The sequence below is a fragment of the Erwinia phyllosphaerae genome, assembly GCF_019132875.1.
GTDB classification, from domain to species: domain Bacteria; phylum Pseudomonadota; class Gammaproteobacteria; order Enterobacterales; family Enterobacteriaceae; genus Erwinia; species Erwinia phyllosphaerae.
This window is the reverse complement of sequence record NZ_JAHSPF010000001.1, coordinates 256763-272626: the sequence shown is the minus strand read 5'-3', so window position 1 is coordinate 272626 and position 15864 is coordinate 256763. Positions and strand designations below refer to the sequence as shown.

Sequence of the window (15864 nt, the reverse complement as noted above, 5' to 3'; positions counted from 1 at the left end):
TCGTTATGAGTGAAATTGAAAACAACGCTGTGACTTACTCTGTTGTGATGAACCACGAAGAGCAGTACTCCATCTGGCCTACGTATCGCGACGTCCCGGCCGGCTGGCAGCAGGTTGGCGAACCCGCCAGCGAGCAGGAGTGCCTGGCCCACATTGAGAAAGTCTGGACAGACATGCGCCCACTGAGCTTACGCAAAGCCATGGATGATAATCGTTAAATTTGGGATGCAGGCGGGAGAGTGAACATGAACATGTACAGGCTACTTTCTGAACGACCGCAGGGCGCGCCCCGGCTGTCAATGTTACTGGCGGCACAATCGCTGGCCGGGCTGGCCGGTGCGGGACTGGTTGCAATTCTTACACAGGCAGCGCATGCCGTTGAACAGCAGGGGAAAGCGCTCTCTCTGGTCGCGCTGACTGCCTTAACGTTGTTCATGTTCCTTTTCAGCCAGCGTTACGCTATGCGCTGCACGGCCCTGCGCGTGGAGCGTTCTATCCACAGCGTGCGCGTGCGCGTGGTGGATAAGCTGACCAGGATTGATTTGCAAACCTACGAGCAAATTGGCGAAAAGAACCTGATGGCGTGCGTGGAAAAAGACATTAAAACCATGTCCAACGCCTGCACGGCCATTATCGCTTCCGGCCAGTCGGTGATGCTGTTTGTCTGCGCGGCGGCTTATCTGGCCTGGCTTTCGCTACCGGCATTTCTTCTCACCGCAGGCGTTATCGTCTTTGGCGTCGCGCTGAATTTTATCCGCATGCGGGCCATTTTCAACGCTACGGAACAGGCGCTGCAGTCGGAAAACAGCCTGTCAGGGTTAACCAGCCACATTATCAGAGGATTCAAGGAACTTAAGCTTCATCAGAAACGCCGCCGGGAAGTCTATGAGGAACTGGTGGACGCGTCCGATCAAACCGCCAGCCTGAACCAAAAGGCGTTCGGCCTGGCGACCGACCACATGATTATGCTGCAGTCGATTCTCTATATCCTGATTGGCCTGGTGATCTTCGTGCTGCCTCTGGCCGGGCAGATGCAGACGCTTTTACAGGTTCAGGTCATTGCGGTGATCCTCTTTCTGAACGGCCCGCTGAGCCAGTTTATCGGCATTTTACCGATGTACGCTCAGGCCAACGCGGCAGCAAAAAGCATTGGCGAGCTGGAGCAGCGGCTGGATGCCGCCGCCAACCGGGATCCCGATTTGCCCGACGTCGTCACCGAGCCAATGCGCAGTATTGAGCTGAGAGATGTTCGTTTTGCCTACGAGGCGAACGAAGGGCCAGCTTTTGAAATCTCTCCTCTTAATTTATTGATTTTTCAGGGTGAGGTGATTTTTGTTACCGGCGGCAACGGTTCCGGGAAATCGACTTTCCTGAAATTGCTGACCGGCCTGCGCTTTGCCAGCCACGGCGACGTGCTGCTGAACGGTGAGCGGGTCAACAAGCCGGAAAAAGTGGCGGGCTATCGCGGGTTATTCTCGGCGATATTCGCTGACTATCACCTGTTTACTAAGCTCTACGGCACGGAAGTCCCGCACCGTTCACTGATAACCGAGCAGCTTGGCAGGCTCGCCCTTGACGGTAAGGTGCGCCTGGACGGCCGCATTTTCACGCCGCTGAATCTCTCCACCGGCCAGCGTAAGCGACTCGCTCACCTGGTCACCTTGCTTGAAGATCGGCAGATCTACATCTTCGATGAGTGGGCCGCCGATCAGGATCCCCATTTCCGCAGCTGGTTCTACCGTGAAGAGCTGCCCAGGCTGAAAGCGCTGGGCAAGACCATTATCGCCGTTACCCACGATGAACAGTACTTCGAACATGCCGACCGCTGGTTCCATTTTGAGGAAGGCCGTTGCGAAGAACGTTTTTTTAAGTCAGCCGTACCCGTGCGCCTTTTTCCCGAACATGCCTGATGAATGTTGGCCCCCAAGGAGTAGCCCGATGAGTGTTAGTGGTAATCTGGACCAGAACGCCGGTTTTGACGAAGACCTTGATCTCCTTGATGCGTTGTTAGCTGACGATCTGCTGGAGCAGCAACCGGCCATCGCCGCCCGGGCGGCGAACCAAGGGCCGCTATCCTTTCAGCAGGAGCGCCTGTGGTTTCTCAGCGAATTAGATCCTGACGCCGCCGCCTATACGATTTTCAACGCCTTCCGCCTGCACGGCCAGCTTAACGAACAGGCGCTGTGCGCGGCGCTGGAAACGCTGGTTGAGCGCCACGAAGCCTTGCGCACCGCAATTGACAGCCAGAGCGGCAAGGCAGAACAGCGCATTATGCCGGGCTATATGCCGGTGCAAAAAAGCATTGATTTGACCGATTCCACAGAGAAAAGCGCGGACGAGGCGCTGCATAAGCTGCTGCTGCGTGAAGCGGCGCGTCCCTTTGTGCTCGCCGACGGCAAACCTTTCCGCGCCGTGCTGGTAAAGCTGGGGCCGGACGAGCACGCGCTGATGCTCAGCCTGCACCACATCATCAGCGATGCGTGGTCAATGACCGTGCTGATGAGCGAGCTGGCCGTGCTGTATCACGCTTATGCCCGCGGTGAGCGGCCGCTGCTGCCTCACCAGCCGGTACGCTATCTCGACTATGCTCTCTGGCAACGAGAGAGCGGCGTTGCCAGAGAGCGTGAAAACAAAGAGATGAATTACTGGCTCGCTGAGCTGCAAGGCCTGCCGTTGCTGGAATTGCCATGCGATCTTCCGCGCCCGCAGAAACAGACGTTTAACGGCGCAACAATCAGTTTTCAGCTGCCTGCTGCCACTACGCGAGCCTTGCAAACGCTGGCCCATAGCGAGCGCTCTACGCTGTTCAGTTTAATGATGGCCGCGCTGCACGTGCTGATGGGACGCCACGCGCGGCAGGCTGATATCGCCATCGGCACCTCGATTGCGGGCCGCGATAATCCGGAGCTGGAAGGGCTGGTTGGCTTCTTTGCCAATATGGTGGTTATCAGGGCCAGGCTGGAAAGCGATCCGAGCTTCCGCGAGCTGCTGCGTACCACTACCGGCAAAGTTCACGCCGCGATGGATCACGGTACGCTGGCTTACGATCGGCTAGTGGAAGGGATGAAAATCGCCCGCGATCCCAGCCGCAATCCGCTGTTCCAGGTCGCTATGACCATGCTGAACCTGCCCGCCACGCGCATGTCGTTGGGCACCCTCGAAGCCGAAAGGCTGCTCAGCCAGGAAGCCGCCCGTTTCGATCTGGAGCTGTTTTTAAGCGAGTCGGAGGGGACGCTGTCCGGCACCTTTGTTTATAACACCGATCTGTTTCTGCCAGCCTCGGTTAGCCGCCTGACGGAGCAGTGGCTAATCCTGTTAGCCGATATCGCCGTTTCGCCAGACAAGCCGGTATCGCGGCTGGCGCTGGTAAAAGAGCGGGCGCCTCTGCTGTCACTTCCTCTTCAGGCTGAGCCACTGCCGTTCAGGCCGCTACACGAGCTGATTTTGCAGCACGCCGAAAAGTACCCCGAGAGGCGAGCGCTGCGGCTGGGCGAAGAGAGTCTCTCCTATGGCGAGCTGGCCGCGCAGGCACGCCGTATCGCCCACGTTTTGCTGAACGCCGGGATAAAAGCGGAAGTGCCGGTAGGGCTGTGGTTTGAACCGGGCTTTGACATGATCGCCGCGATGCTGGGGACGTGGCTGGCCGGTGGCGGTTATCTGCCCGTCGATATTCACTCTCCCGCCGAGCGTATCGCCACCATCCTGGAAGACAGCCAGGTAAAATTTATTCTGTCCGATAAGGCCAGCGCGGCCACGCTGCCAGCCTTTGCCGGTACGCTGCTTTGCATTGATGAAACTGACGAGCCGCCAGCCGGTGAACTGCCGCAGGTCAGCGCCGACCAGCTTGCCTACATTATCTATACCTCTGGCTCCACGGGACGGCCCAAGGGCGTGGAGATCACCCACGCTAACGTGGCGAGACTGTTCACCGCCTGCGACAGCCTTTTCGAGTTTGACCGCAACGACGTCTGGACCTTTTTCCACTCTTACGCCTTTGATTTCTCGGTATGGGAAATCTGGGGCGCGCTGGTTCACGGCGCTTCTTTGCTGATCGTCCCGCCCATCGTGGCGCGAACGACCGACAGCTTCTACGACCTGCTGTGCGACAAGAAAGTCACCGTACTGAGCCAGACGCCGTCCGCTTTTCGCCAGCTGATGGCGGCCGAAGAGGCCAACCCGCGCGAGGGCGATCTGGCTTTGCGCTACGTCGTTTTTGGCGGCGAGGCGCTGGATATCGCCAGCCTCGCTTCCTGGATGGACAGGCACGGCGACGAAGAGCCCCGCCTGGTCAATATGTATGGCATCACTGAAATCACCGTACACGCCACGTTCCGCCTGATTAACTGGCGGGATTTAGCGCGCGCGTCCAGCAGCGTCATCGGCGCGCCGCTGCCGGATTTATGTCTTCGCCTTCTCGATCCGCATGGCGAACCCGTCCCGCAAGGCATGGTCGGCGAGATTTTTGTCGGCGGCGCGGGCGTAGCGCGGGGCTATCGTCATCAGCCAGAGCTGACCGCCGCGCGCTTTCAGCGTGATGCCAGCGGCATGCCTTTTTACCGCAGCGGCGACCTGGCGCGCATTAACGCCTGGGGCGAAATGGAATACCGTGGGCGAGCCGACTCCCAGATCAAACTGCGCGGCTATCGCATCGAAACCGGCGAGATCGAGAATACCTTACGGCGTCATCCCGCCATTGACGATGCCGTGGTGGTGGTCAGAGGGCAGCAGGAAGCCGCACGGCTGGTGGCCTACGTGCGTAAGCGCCAGACCTGTCTGCCGGAAAGCGGCGCGTCTGCCGAGGACTGGCGGCCAAGCTTCGATATGATCTATGCCGCAGAGGTTGAGGATGACGAGCTGGATGTGGTCGGCTGGAACAACTCCTACGATAACAAGCCGCTGCCGCTGGAAGAGATGCGTCTGTGGCGGGATGAAATTCTGCAACGGCTGCGCGCGCTGGCACCGACCCGCATTCTGGAAATGGGCACCGGTTCAGGCATGCTGCTGCTGCCGCTGGCTCAGCAGGTCGAACGCTATCAGGGACTGGACTTTTCCGCCGAGGCCGTTGCCCGACTCTCCAGAAAGGTGGCGCAGCGTGGCTTGACGCACGTGCAGCTGGAGCAGCGCGAAGCCCGCGATCTGGCCGGGCTGGCCGAGGATTTTGACCTGGTGATCCTCAACTCCGTCGCGCAGTACTTCCCCGATGCCCGCTACTTTATTGACGTGATGGAACAGGCGATGGATCGGCTGCAGACCGACGGTCGCCTGTTTGTTGGCGACCTGCGCCATCTGGGCCTGCTGCGGCATTTTCATGCCAGCCGCCTGGCGCATCGTCGGCCAGCCGGTGCTGACCGGGCCAGCCTGCTGGCGCAGCTGGCAAAAATGGTGGAGGAGGAGAAAGAGCTGCTGGTCGATCCCGACTTTTTCTTCCACTGGGCGGCGCAACGCAACGACATCGCGCGTATCGACGTGTTACCGAAGGTCAGCGGCGGCGCGAACGAGCTTACCACCTATCGTTACGATGTCGTGCTTGTCAAAGGCGAACCGCAAACTTCCGCGCCTGCTGCACGTGTGGAAGCCGCAAGCGTTGAAGCGGCGTGGCGAGGAGAGCCTGCGTTAATCTGCAATATTCCTAACTCACGGCTGGCCGCTGTCGAAGCGTTTCTGGGCTGGCTGGCTGGCGATGCCGCAGCTGCGCCAGGCGCGCAGGAGTGGGACGCCTGGTCCGACACCCAATCCGGCTCCGATCCCGCTGCGCTGGTTGACATCTGGCGGGCACGTGCGGGCGCGGCGAAGCTGTGCTGGGCCAGTCAGGGCCAGCCCGGACAGTTCGATCTGGCCGTGGCGGCCAGCAATGCAGCGCTGCCTGCTTTTACGCCTGCCGTCAATCGTGATGCAGAGCTTACCCGCTTCTTCAACGTTCCCGTCCAGCTGAGAGAGGGAGACGCACTGGCAACGACGCTGCGTAGTTACCTTTCCGCTTATCTTCCTGACTATATGCTGCCGGCGGTGTACGTGCCGCTGGACGTTTTCCCGCTGACCATAAACGGCAAGCTCGACTTTGCCGCGCTGCCGGAAGCGGGCCAGGAAATAAAAGAAGCCGCCGCAGAACAGGATCAGCAGTTAAGCGAGGCCGAACGCAAGGTGGCAGACGTCTGGGCCGAGGTACTCCAGCTGGCCCGGCCAGCGCTGCACGCCAACTTCTTTGAAACGGGCGGCCACTCGCTGCTGGCAACGCAGGTGATTTCGCGCCTTAACGCGGCGTTTGCGGTGAAGCTGCCGTTAAGAAGCCTGTTCGATCGGCCGACCATCGCCGGGCTGGCGGCCTTGCTGGATGATTTGCAGAAGAAAACCGCCTCTGCTCTGCCGCAGCCTGCCGCCATCAGGCCGGTGCCGCGCGAAGGCCTGCTGCCGTTAGCCTATACCCAGCAACGGTTCTGGTTTATGGAGCAGATAGATCAGGGGCCTGTCGGCTCGCATAACATTTCACTGGCGCTGAGGCTGCGCGGGCAGTTAGCGCCTGCCGCGCTGCGTACGGCTATCCAGGCTATCGTGACGCGTCACGAGGCGCTGCGCACCCTGTTTATTCAGCACGATGGCGAGCCTGCGCAGCTGATAAGAGCAGAGTGGACGCCAGCGATTGAGGAAGCGGATTTCAGCCATCTTCCCCGCGCTGAGGCCGAAACGGCGCTGAGGACATTGCTGTCCGTGCAGGCCAATACGCGCTTCAGCCTTGATGTCGCACCGCCTTTGCGCCTGAACCTGGTGCGGATGGGAGAGCAGGAGCACGTGCTGCAACTTACCCTGCATCACGCTATCTGCGACGGCTGGTCGCTGGGCGTGATGGTGCGCGAATTCAGCGAATGCTATTCCGCCTGCCTGGCCGGACGATCGCCACAGCTGGCGGCGCTGCCCGTGCAGCTGGCTGACTTTGCCGTCTGGCAGCGGTCGGAGATGGCGGGCGCGCGTTTGCAGTCTATCTTGCAGCAGTGGAAGCAGCGTTTGCAGGGCGTGCCTTACGGTCTGGCACTGCCTTTTGAAAGAGCGCCGCACGCCGACACGCCACAGATGGGCAAAATCATCTATTTCAATTTCGATGCGCTTCAGCTGGGTCAGCTGAAGCGCTTTGCTGAAACAAACGGCGCGACCCTGTTTATGGTGCTGGCGGCAGGTTACGCCGCGCTGTTGGGGCGCTACAGCGGCGTGGATGATGTGGTCATCGGCACGCCAATCGCCCAGCGTCAGCAGAAGGAGCTGGAAGGCATCGTCGGCTGCTTCCTGAATACGCTTGCGCTGCGTATTCAGGGCGAGGGCGGATTAAGCGGGCAGGCGCTGCTGGCGCACGTGCGTGAACGCGTGCTGGAAGCTTACGAATGGCAGGATGCACCGTTTGACGCGGTCGTCAGCGAGCTTAGCCCGGAACGCTCACGCGATAGCCATGCGCTGTTCCAGACCATGCTGACCCTGCAAAATATGCCGCTGGGCAACTTCACGCTGCCGGGGCTGGAGGTTGAACCTCTTCAGGGCCAGGAAGGCGTGGCGGGATTCGATCTCAGCCTGACCTTTATTGAAACGGCTGACGCCAGCGGCCAGGCCGGTTTGCAGGGCATGCTCGAATACGATGCGAATAAGTTTTTATATGCGTCGGTTGGGCACTTCGCCACCCAGCTGAAAACGCTGCTGCTGGCGATGGCGGCAAAACCAGAGATGCCGGTCAACAGGCTGGATCTGCTGGCAGCGGACGAGCGCCAGTGGCTGCTGGAAACGCTAAACGCTACCCGCCAGCAGATCCCGCAGCTGTGCCTGCATGAACTTATCGCTCAGCAGGCCTCGCGTACGCCGGACAGCATCGCCATTCGTGATGCCGCTGGCGAGATCAGCTATGCAGAGCTGGAGGCGCGAGCTAACGCGTTAGCCTGCGCTCTGCACGATCGGGGCGTCGGGCCTGACACTATCGTGGGGCTCTGTACCGAGCGCGATCGCGGGATGGTTATCGGGCTGCTGGGAATTATGAAGGCCGGTGCCGCCTATCTGCCGCTGGATCCGGCTTATCCGACCGAGCGTCTTGATTTGATCCTGGCCGATGCCCGGCCGCCGGTGCTGGTCACCCAGACCGCGCTGACGTCGACCACCTCTTTTAGCGGGCCGAAAATTCTGCTGGAAGAGCTGGGTCAGGCCAGCCGCTGTCCGGCCAGCGGCGCGACGCTCGCGAACCTTGCCTATATCATCTACACCTCTGGTTCTACGGGCGTGCCGAAAGGGGTAATGATTACCCATGGCGCTATCGTTAACTACCTGAGCTGGGCGCTGGATAACTATATGCCAGGCAGCGAGGGCAGCGTATTGATGACGCCTTCCTACGCCTTCGACGGCAGTATGACCACGCTGTTTACGCCGCTGTTAAGCGGACGCTGTATGCAGCTGATGCTGCGCGATGACGTGCTTTCCCGCATCAGAAATTCTTTGCTGGAGAGCAAAGAGCCGCTGGCGCTGATTGACTGCGGCCCGGCACAGCTGGAGGTGTTGCAGCACGTGCTGCAACCTGAACAGCTGGCCGCCAGCCAGGTTGGTGCCATCGTCATCGGCGGCGAGGCGCTGCATGCTGCTACCGTGGAACAGTGGCGTCGCCACGCGCCTGCCACCCGCCTGTACAATGAATATGGCCCAACCGAAGCGACGGTAGGCTGCTGTAATTATCACATTACCGCCGATACCCCCTGGTTTGGCGCGGTGCCGATTGGTCGCGGTATCTGGAACGTCAGGGTTTACGTGCTGGATGACTATCTTCAGCCGTTGCCCGTGGGAATGCCTGGCGATCTCTACGTGGCGGGTGAAGGTCTGGCGCGTGGCTATGCAGGGAAACCGGCGTTAACCGCGCAAAGTTTTATTCCGGATCCGTTCTCGGCAGGCGGGCGTCTCTACCGTACGGGCGATCGCGCCTGCTGGGGAACAGGCGGCGTTATCCACTATCTGGGCCGCAGCGATAACCAGGTTAAATTCCGCGGCTTCCGCATTGAACCTGGCGAGATTGAGGAAAAAATTCGTCTCTATCCGGGCGTGTCTGAAGCGGCGGTGAAGGTGCATACGGACGGGCAGGGCGTAAGCCGTCTGGTGGCCTGGCTGGCGGCCGAAAACCATGACGGTCTGGATGCCTGGCTGCGCGAAAGTCTGCCTGGCTTTATGGTGCCTTCGCACTATGTGCTGCTGCCGACGCTGCCCATCTCCGTGAGCGGCAAAGTGGATCGTAACGCCTTGCCGTCGCCTGCGATTATCCACCAGCCTCAGGCATCAGGCGAAAGCCGAGCGCTGAACGCCACCGAACAGCGGCTGGCGGCAATCTGGCAGGAAGTGGTCGGCCATCCGGTCAGCGATCCGCAGGCCAACTTCTTTGAAGCGGGGGGCGATTCACTGCGGGCGGTGAAGCTGATTTTCCTGATTGAGCGCGAGTTTAAACGTGTATTGCCGCTGGCGAGCCTTTTCGGGCTGCGCACGCTGGAGGCGCAGGCGGCAGCGCTAACCTCTGACAGCAACGCGGCCACCGACGCGCTGGTGCCGATCCACGTACGTGAAAATGCGCCCAGCGTGGTGCTGGTGCATGACATCTCCGGCCAGATACTTTCCTACCGTTCACTGGCCGAAGAGCTTACCACGTTTGGCGTCTACGCTATCCAGGCGCTGGCCGAGCAGCACACCCGTGCGCCTTCGGTTACCGAGATGGCAGAGCTGTATGCTCGCGCCATTGTGGAAGCCAGACTCCCCGGCCCGCTGATCCTGGTTGGTCACTCCTTTGGTGCGCAGGTGGCTACCGAGCTGTCGCGCAAGCTGACCACCCTGGGCAAAACGCCGCTGATGCTGGCGATTCTTGACGGCATAGCGGAGCCGGACAGGGAGTCTTTGCAACAGCTTCCCCGCGACGATCTGGATCTGATGGATTACATGATCCGCACCATTGAGCTTTCTATGGATAAACGCATTGATGTGGATGCCGCTCGCCTGCGCGCGCTGCCTGAAGGTGAACGTGAAAGCTGGATTACCGCCAGCATCACCGAGGCGGGCGTCGTTCCTGAACACACCTCACCGGAGCATGTTATGCAGCTGTTTACCATTTACAAAAACAACCTGGAGAGCCTGCACGGCTACCAGCCAGGCCGGGTAGCGTGTCCGGTGACGTTATGGGCCACCGACGCGCTCGCGCAACAGGGAGACGCAGGCTGGGAAAAATATGCCGATCGGGTCACTGTCCACCAGGCCAGCGGCGATCACGTCGGCATGCTTAAGCCCCCGCACGTACAGGAACTGGCCGCAAGCCTGACTAAATCCATCAACGACGAGATGCGATAATGAGTATTCCACGTATAGTTCATCAGATTTGGTATCAGGGTGAAGACCAGGTTCCGGAGAAATACCGGCGTTACCGCAAAACCTGGCAACAGCATCATCCGGACTGGCAGTGCCTGCTGTGGGATGCACACTCCCTGCGTGAACATGTGGCCAGCCACTGGCCGCAGTTCTTGCCGGTTTACGACGCTTATCCGCAGGACGTGCAGCGGATGGACAGCGCCCGCTACTGCCTGCTGGCCACGCTGGGCGGCCTGTATGCCGACCTGGACATCGAATGTTTGCGGCCTGTCGATGAGCTGCTGACCGGCCATGAACTTATCCTTTCCGAAACCGTGGGCTACAACATCGCCTTTATCGCCAGCGCCGCCGCCCATCCCCTGTGGGAAACGGTACTGCATCATTTAACCCACAAAATCAGCGCCGATTTGAGCGACGTACCTTCCTTTATGCGGGAAAACGCGGCGATGCAAATCGCGGTGGTCTCCGGGCCGCGTTTCTTCACGCTGTGCGTAGAGGAAAGCGGCGTGCTGGCCTTGCCGGGAACGCTGGCCTGCCCTGGCGAATATTTTGAGGGCACCGCCACGCCGGGTTATGTCCACGATAAGCAACAGGGCTGGATCCCCTACGGACGGCACGACATGGATTTGAACTGGATGTCGCCTTCGGCCCGGCTGCTTTCCAGGCTGGCGCGCGGCTTCTCAACGGTGGTCAGCGGCATGCGCGCGCTCGTCAGACAGTAGGTACGGTCAATAAAACAGGGCAGGGCCAGCCGCTGCCCGTAAAGCCGTGATAACTATGTATGCCAGCGGCGTGGCGGTGAAGCAGCCGCGCCGCTTTTAGAGAGAAAAGGAGAGAGTTTCTGATGCGACTGATTTGTTTCCCTTATGCAGGCGGCAGTATGGCAATTTTTCGTGGGCTGGCGCAGTTGCTGCCTGATATCGAGGTACATACTCCCGAACTACCCGGACGCGGTTCGCGGATGAACGAAGCGGCGCACGTTTCGATAGAAGAGCTGGCCGGGCGCATGATCGAGGAGCTACGTCCTCATTTTGCCAGCCCGTTTGCGCTGTTTGGCCACAGTATGGGCGCCGCGCTGTCTTTTGAAATCGTTAGCCAGCTGTCTTTGGCCGAGCGCGCCAACCTGCGCCATCTGTTTGTTAGCGCCTGTCCCGCGCCCGGTTTTGCTGCTAATCGACGCAGATCTCTACAGGGGCTTAACGATGCTGACTTTATTGAAGAGCTGCGTCTTCTTGGCGGCACGCCGTCGGAAATCCTGGAAAATGCAGAGCTGATGGCGCTGCTGCTTCCCATGCTGCGGGCCGATTTTACCGCCGTTGAAAATCATCGGGCGAAATCTGACACCGTTCTGGACGCCAGCGTTACCGCTTTAGCAGGCGACAGGGATGAAAGGGTCACTGCCGAAGCCGTTTTTGGATGGCGGCAGGCGACGCGCGGCAGCTTTGAATCGCATCTGTTACGGGGCGACCATTTTTTCCTTAAGCCACAGTTTTCCGCTATCGCTAATATCATCAATTTGCGACTGGCAGCGTAGCTATAGCAGGGCGCTTCAGGATAGCCCTGGTTTGCAAGCCCTGATTCACTCTATGGAAATCCCCGATGTCGCCGTTTTTTATTAACCGACCCATCTTTGCATGGGTCATTGCCCTGTTTATTGTTCTGGCAGGCTTGATTGCCATCCCTCAACTTCCCGTTGCGCAGTATCCGTCAGTGGCACCACCCAGCGTCAGCGTCAGCGTAACCTATCCGGGCGCTACGCCAGAGACGATGAACGAGTCCGTGATCTCACTGCTGGAGCGCGAAATTTCCGGCGTGGATAACATGCTCTATTTCGAATCCTCCAGCGACACCTCGGGCACGGCGAGTATTACCATTACCTTCCGGCCCGGAACCGATATCAAACTGGCCCAGGTGGATGTGCAGAATAAACTTAAGGTTGTGGAAGCCCGCCTGCCGCAAACGGTTCGGCAAAACGGCATCCAGGTAGAGGCGGCTAACTCAGGATTCCTGATGATTGTCGGCCTGCGATCGCCCTCCGGTGCCTGGACCGACCAGGATCTGAGCGACTATTTTGCGCGTAACGTTTCGGATGAGCTGCAGCGCGTGCCCGGCGTCGGGAAAGTGCAGTTCTTTGGCGCTGAAAAAGCGATGCGGGTTTGGTTAGATCCCAATAAGCTGTTTACCTATAATCTGTCCGCTTCCGACGTTATCACCGCCTTAACGCAGCAAAACGCCCAGGTTTCGCCGGGACGCGTCGGCGATGAGCCCGCCCGGCCAGGCCAGAAGGTTACCTATCAGCTAAACGTTCAGGGACAGCTTTCTTCCATTGAGGAATTTCGTAACATCACCCTTAAGGCGCAGCCCGACGGTTCTCGCGTGCGGCTGGGCGACGTGGCCCGCATTGAGCACGGCCTGCAAAACTACTCTTTTGCCATTCGTGAAAACGGCAAGCCCGCTACGGCCGCGGCCATCCAGCTGACGCCCGGCGCTAACGCGGTCAGCACGGCGGAAGGGGTGCGGGCGCGACTCGATGAACTCTCTACGGCGCTGCCGGAAGGCATGGCGTTCTCCGTGCCTTTTGATACCGCGCCCTTTGTGAAGCTGTCGATTGAGAAAGTCATCCACACGTTCATTGAAGCGATGGTGCTGGTTTTTCTGGTAATGCTGCTGTTTTTACAAAAGCTGCGCTACACCTTTATTCCAGCCATCGTGGCCCCCGTGGCGCTGCTTGGCACCTTCACTATTATGCTGCTGAGCGGCTTTTCTATTAACGTGCTGACCATGTTCGGCATGGTGCTGGCGATTGGTATTATCGTGGACGATGCCATCGTGGTAGTGGAAAACGTTGAGCGCCTGATGGCAGAGCAAGGGATGTCGCCAAAGGAGGCAACGCGCGAGGCGATGCGCGAGATCACGCCAGCCATCATTGGCATCACGCTGGTGCTGACGGCGGTATTTATCCCGATGGGGTTCGCCAGTGGGTCAGTCGGCGTGATTTACCGCCAGTTTACGCTCTCTATGGCCGTCTCTATTCTCTTTTCGGCCTTCCTCGCCTTAACGCTGACGCCAGCTTTATGCGCTTCTTTGCTGCACCCCGTTACCACGCGCGGTACGGACAGGAAAGGCTTTTTCGGCTGGTTTAACCGGCGCTTTAATCGGCTGGCAAACGGCTATCGTTCGGGGCTGCGGTTTAGCTTAAAGCGCAGCGGAAGAATGATGATCCTGTACGCCCTGTTATGCGGCATCGTTTTTATGGCTTACCGCACGTTACCTTCTTCCTTTTTGCCTGATGAAGATCAGGGATATTTTATGACGGCTATTCAGCTGCCGTCAGAGGCTACCCAGGAGCGAACTCGCAAGGTGGCCGAACATCTGGAATCTGTCGTGGGTAAGCGGGCCGGGATAAACGGCAATATTACCGTCTTTGGCTACGGTTTTTCCGGCTCTGGCCCGAATACGGCGCTGGCGTTTACCACCCTGAAAGACTGGGGCCAGCGCAACGGGGCGACGGCGGAAGGCGAGGCGGCGTTTGTACAGCAGGAGATGGATACGCAGCCTGATGCGATGGCAATGAGCCTGCTGCCGCCAGCGATTGCCGATATGGGTACTTCCTCCGGTTTTACCCTCTATCTGGAAGACCGGGGCGGAAAAGGCTATGCCGCGTTACTGCAGGCAGCCACAAAGTTAACGGAGCTGGCCGCAGGCAGCAGCATAGTCAGCGGCGTTTACACCGACGGATTGCCCGAAGGCGTCAGCGCCAGGCTGAATATCGATCGGGAAAAAGCGCAGGCGATGGGAGTGTCATTTGATGAGATTAACCAGACCTTATCGGTGGCGACCGGCTCTTACTACGTCAATGATTATGTCGACGACGGCCGCGTGCAGCAGGTGATTGTGCAGGCGGATGCGCCATACCGCATGCAGCTCCAGGATCTGCTTAAGCTCTACGTGCGCAACAGTAAGGAGGAGATGGTGCCGCTCTCTGCATTTATCACCACCAGCTGGACGCAGCTTCCGCAGCAGCTCAATCGCTATCAGGGCTATCCGGCGATAAAGATTAGCGGCAGCACGGCGCCGGGCTACTCCAGCGGGGCGGCAATGGCAGAGATGGAACGGCTTGCCGCCACCTTACCCAAAGGTTTTATGGCGGAGTGGAGCGGAACTTCACTTCAGGAGAAGAACTCGGCGGCGCAGATGCCGATGCTGCTGACTTTATCGGTGCTGGTGGTCTTTATGGTGTTGGCCGCCCTGTATGAAAGCTGGTCGGTGCCGTTTTCGGTGTTGCTGGTAGTGCCGCTTGGCCTGGCTGGCGCGCTGGCGGCGGTTTACCTTGCGGGCATGCCAAACGACGTCTTTTTCAAAGTCGGCATGATTATGCTGATCGGGCTTTCAGCGAAAAACGCCATTCTTATCGTCGAGTTTGCCCGGCAGCTGCATGCGCAGGGGGCGACGGTTTTCGAGGCCACCATCGAGGCGGCAAGCCTGCGCCTGCGGCCGATTATTATGACCTCGCTGGCCTTCACGCTGGGGGTAGTGCCGCTGATGCTGGCAACGGGAGCCAGCGAGCGTACCCAGCACGCCATCGGCACCGGCGTCTTTGGCGGGATGATCAGCGGTACGCTGCTGGCGATTTACTTTGTCCCCGTTTTCTTTATCAGCGTTTGTGCCGTGGTGGCAAAATGCTCTTCGGTGATTAAAAAAGGGGCGTAATAAGGGCGGTAAGCCGGTGTTTCTGACCGGCTTACCGCCACTTTTAGGCTATGCCAGCGCCACCGCGTCTTCGCCAGCAGGAATGCGCAAAGGGGCAGCGGGATCGGTCGCCGCACGCCATATCGCAGCGGTAACATCATCTGCCGTAGTGACGGGCTGCGGTTGCCGCATCTGCTGCATTATCCTTTCCATCATCGGCTGATAAGCCTCCAGCAGCGTGTTTTCAATACGCGGCATCGCGTTTTTAGCGAAGTCGGTTGCAGGGGCCATGCCCGGTAAAACCAGACGCACGTTAATGTTAAAAGGTTCTAATTCCAGCGCCAGCGACTCAGTAAAAGCATTTACCGCTGCCTTACTGCCTGTATAGACTGCCAGCAGCGGCAGGGGCTTAAGAGTCACTGATGAGGTGACGTTAATTATCGTCCCGCTGCGCTTCGCCCGGAAGAGCGGCAACACCGCCTGCGTCAGCGCAATAGTGCCCAGCGTATTAGTCTCAAACACGTCACGCACTGTCGACATCGGGGTGCCTTCCAGAGAGGTCAGCACGCCAATGCCTGCGTTATTCACCAGCACGTCGATATCGCCCGCTTCGGCAATGGCCTTACGGATGCTTTCGGCATTGCTGACATCCAGCGCCAGCAGACGTAAATGTTCTGAAGCCGGGAACAGGTCGGGGTCTGGCGTGCGCATGGTCGCAATGACTTTCCAGCCGCGTTGCAGAAAATAGCGCGCCGTGGCGTGACCAAAGCCGGAGGAACAGCCGGTAATCAGGATCGTTTTCATCTTTTATTCCTGCAT

Annotated in this window: 7 protein-coding genes; 6 read left to right on the top strand and 1 reads right to left on the bottom strand. The window is 59.2% G+C overall.

Going from position 1 to position 15864, the window contains the following annotated elements; all coding sequences use genetic code 11:
* Positions 1-5 precede the first annotated feature (5 nt).
* The 6 genes from KUE00_RS01265 (at position 6) to KUE00_RS01240 (ending at position 15066) form a co-directional block, all read left to right on the top strand.
* A complete protein-coding gene (locus KUE00_RS01265; protein ID WP_246757681.1) occupies positions 6-218 on the top strand; it encodes an MbtH family protein in 213 nt (70 codons plus the stop codon).
* A 27-nt stretch (positions 219-245) separates the two neighbouring features.
* Entirely contained in the window at positions 246-1910 is a 1665-nt protein-coding gene (locus tag KUE00_RS01260; protein WP_246757680.1) for a cyclic peptide export ABC transporter, read from the top strand.
* 28 nt (positions 1911-1938) lie between these two features.
* A complete protein-coding gene (locus tag KUE00_RS01255) occupies positions 1939-10338 on the top strand; it encodes a non-ribosomal peptide synthetase (protein ID WP_246757679.1) in 8400 nt (2799 codons plus the stop codon).
* Positions 10338-11078, top strand: coding sequence for a glycosyltransferase family 32 protein (locus KUE00_RS01250; protein WP_246757678.1), 741 nt, complete (start codon positions 10338-10340; stop codon positions 11076-11078). The genes KUE00_RS01255 and KUE00_RS01250 overlap by 1 nt, the downstream gene beginning before the upstream one ends.
* 122 nt (positions 11079-11200) lie before the next feature.
* A complete protein-coding gene (locus tag KUE00_RS01245) occupies positions 11201-11890 on the top strand; it encodes a thioesterase II family protein (RefSeq protein WP_281434431.1) in 690 nt (229 codons plus the stop codon).
* Positions 11891-11955: 65 nt separating this feature from the next.
* Positions 11956-15066, top strand: coding sequence for an efflux RND transporter permease subunit (locus KUE00_RS01240; RefSeq protein ID WP_246757676.1), 3111 nt, complete (start codon positions 11956-11958; stop codon positions 15064-15066).
* A 48-nt stretch (positions 15067-15114) separates the two neighbouring features.
* Here KUE00_RS01240 and KUE00_RS01235 read toward each other — a convergent pair whose 3' ends face one another.
* Positions 15115-15849: an SDR family oxidoreductase gene (locus KUE00_RS01235; RefSeq protein WP_246757675.1), complete on the bottom strand. Its 735-nt coding sequence runs from the start codon at positions 15847-15849 to the stop codon at positions 15115-15117.
* Positions 15850-15864: the final 15 nt, after the last annotated feature.

Bases quoted from the DNA above. Each gene is read 5' to 3' on its own strand.
- KUE00_RS01245 (WP_281434431.1), top strand. From the start codon at position 11,201: ATGCGACTGATTTGTTTCCCTTATGCAGGCGGCAGTATGGCAATTTTT.
- KUE00_RS01235 (WP_246757675.1), bottom strand. From the start codon at position 15,849: ATGAAAACGATCCTGATTACCGGCTGTTCCTCCGGCTTTGGTCACGCC.
- KUE00_RS01255 (WP_246757679.1), top strand. From the start codon at position 1,939: ATGAGTGTTAGTGGTAATCTGGACCAGAACGCCGGTTTTGACGAAGAC.
- KUE00_RS01265 (WP_246757681.1), top strand. From the start codon at position 6: ATGAGTGAAATTGAAAACAACGCTGTGACTTACTCTGTTGTGATGAAC.
- KUE00_RS01240 (WP_246757676.1), top strand. From the start codon at position 11,956: ATGTCGCCGTTTTTTATTAACCGACCCATCTTTGCATGGGTCATTGCC.
- KUE00_RS01260 (WP_246757680.1), top strand. From the start codon at position 246: ATGAACATGTACAGGCTACTTTCTGAACGACCGCAGGGCGCGCCCCGG.
- KUE00_RS01250 (WP_246757678.1), top strand. From the start codon at position 10,338: ATGAGTATTCCACGTATAGTTCATCAGATTTGGTATCAGGGTGAAGAC.